The 2879-nt window shown below is 53.8% G+C and carries 1 protein-coding gene; it reads right to left on the bottom strand.

All coding sequences use genetic code 11. The features are described from left to right. A partial coding sequence (locus WG898_RS25035) for a lipase family protein (RefSeq protein ID WP_444718999.1) occupies window positions 1–2400 on the bottom strand: 2400 nt, incomplete at its 3' end. Between the last annotated feature and the right edge of the window lie 479 nt (window positions 2401–2879).

Raw genomic sequence — 2879 nt, 5'->3', positions numbered from 1 at the left:
AGCACCCGTGGCCGAACCGTCGACCCATAAGGTATCTCTGCCCGCTCCACCATCGACGATCGTTGTCCCGATCAGCCCACCAACGTTGAAGGTGTCCTGGCCCGTATCGCCATAGAGTCGGTCACTGCCACCGCCACCTGTAATCGTGTCGCCGCCACCGCCGCCGTGATATTCCTCATCGGCGATAGTGCCATTGAAGACATCATTGCCATCCCCGTTGTAATACCCGCCGGTCGCCGAACCCTTATAGGCAGCCGCAACGTAAGCAGCCGTCCCGGTCGCGCCATTCCAAGCCGCTGTCAGATCAAAGTTGTAGAGCTTTGAACTACCCTCATTAGTGATGCCAAGGGTTTCAACACGGCTTGACGGCGTTGCCATGTCTTGGACAGTGACGACTTCAAGCACCGGATTCCCGGCGCCGGAACTGCGGATTTCTATGATCAGATTATTGGCATCGCGCCGGAATGTCGTCTTCTCGTAGTCAGCATTTATCGCTTGAACTTGGATGGCATCAGTACCGGACTCGTCATGAATCGTGACAGTATTAGGGGCGCCCATTTCACTAGGGGCCTGGATTATGTACGTGTCATTGTCCGCACCGCCATCCAGCGTGTCGCCAGTATCAAATGTCTTGAGCGTATCGTTCCCACTCTCACCATACAGCGCGTCAATACCTGTTCCACCATCCAAAATATCACCATCGGTGCCGCCATAAAGGGTGTCAATGCCACCGCGACCATTCATGGCATCGGCACCGGCCCCACTATGCATTACATCACCCAATGAAGAACCAGTAATCAGATCGTCACCAGATGTGCCTTCGTTGATCAGCGGGATGCCGAGAGATGAGTAGTCGTACGAAACGGCCTTCCAGTTTGAACCAACAAAGGGCTGAATCTGCTCGATCGACGCAAGCTGATAACCGGTCCCAGCACTAGCGAACCAGTTCTTTACTGTAACAGTGCTTGTGATATTTAGGCTGTCGGTGAATTTGATCACCAGATCGTCGTTATTCTCGGTCAAAGGGTCAATTGCGACCGCGCCGAACCGATCATAGAAATAAAGATGATCCAGCCTCTCACCCGACGGCCCTGATATTGTTGCGGTCACGTTGCTGGCCTTGATGACATACGCATCAACGCCCGAACCGCCATTCAGGCCGATCACCCCGCCAGGATTCGCGCTCGTGACATACAAGATATCGTTGCCACCAAAGCCAGACGCAGCAGTCAACGTGCTCGACGCCTCGATGGCTTCATTTGCAGGTTCAGCTACCTGCGGGCCAGGTAGGACGGGCGAATCAGGCTGAGCTACGTTCTCTGTGCTTACCAGCGGGCTCTGACTGAGTGCACGAAGAATAGTTTCTGTATAGTTGCCAACCCCGTGCATTGGCATGCCCAACAGAGCGGGTTTCGGGCCAAATATCTCATATCTAGAAAGAAGACCCCCCCCCGTTTCAGAGTCAACGTCAGAAATATCAATCTTAACAACTTGACCAAGATCAACGCCACCCAGAGTAGCCACTGGGTCGGTTTCCGATGTGCCAAAAACACGACCATGCTCAAATTGAATTGCGTGCTTGGCGAAGAAATTACCGTCACTTGTGTCAATATTTGACACATCAACGTTGAAGATTAAGGCGATGCGCGGCGCCAATGTCTCAAGAAGGGCTGGAAAAGTGAGAGGGTTTAAGTCGAACTCGGTCTGCGTAAGTTTGAATGGGTCAGTCAATAAACTTGGCGCACCAAATGTAATCATCTGGGTTGCCGGCATGAGCGCGGCTACGTCCGATTGAATGCCGTTTAGTGAGCCTAGGTCGTAGATTCTGTCACCATGCCCCAGCGTTCCCGACAATTTCCACAAATCAATATCTGGGTTTGTTGACAAGTCCGCGAGCGCAGCTTGCGCTATAGCACCACCCAAGCTGTGACCGGTAATTAGTATACTTACATCCACTCCGGAATTCTTTTCGGCGACGGCTTGCTTCAGGAGCTCTGCAAATAATGGCCTCAGCGCGACATAGGCATTCGAGAATCCGTTGATCACAAAGTCCGATTGTTTATCACCCGGGTCGCTGAAATTTGTTCCGGCGAAACTGATGGCATATTCCTTCTTGCCATCAACTTCCCGGGTGGCGACAAATGCATACCCTGATTTCCCTAGGCCAGCGTCGGCGCCGCCCTCAAATCCATTGCCCGTCGTAAATCCGCCCGCTGCATCAAGCGCAAAGCCAGGGGCACTCGCCGTCAATGGCGTCCATCCCAGCTCAGCCAATCGATCTGCCAAGCGATCTACACCAAAACCCCTATCCACAAGGTACGCCGCGTCGGCCAGTTGTGCTGCATCAAGCGCACGGTTCAGGTCGTAATTGCTGCTCTGATTGATTGCGCTGTCAGCCATATCTCTATCCCCTATAGCGAGTATTTTCGAATCGATTCAATTCAAACTCAGGAAGGTCTGCAGATCAGGCAGCGACGAGACAAGGACGTAGTACTCGCTGCGATGTGCGCTGGCGCTGATGTTCATGACGGGTGACTCCCCGCGGCGATGACGCCGATTCGCAAATCGATGCGATGCGTGGGAGCAGTCCACTACCAAGGGGCGGCACAAGACGGCTCTGGGCCGTGCTTGCTCGCCACTCGTTGCCCTCCCAGACGAACGCCCGATTGATCTTCGGCCCTTGCCATTTCGGGTCAACGGGGTTTCCCCGTCCCCTGAATTGAGGATGTGAACTGGCTATTCAGCTCGGTTTCATGGGGGAGCGTGCGGAAGTTGCCTGGGCAGGGGCACTTTGATTTGGATCGAACAGCCGTGGCTTTCCAAGGCGTTGGTCCGTTCTGTGATCCGGCAGAGATATTGCGCTTAGCAAATATCAAGTG

This window comes from Paucibacter soli (assembly GCF_037482845.1).
GTDB lineage: Bacteria > Pseudomonadota > Gammaproteobacteria > Burkholderiales > Burkholderiaceae_C > Paucibacter_B > Paucibacter_B soli.
The sequence above is the reverse complement of the archived record's forward strand: the minus strand, read 5'-3'. Positions and strand labels throughout refer to the sequence as shown.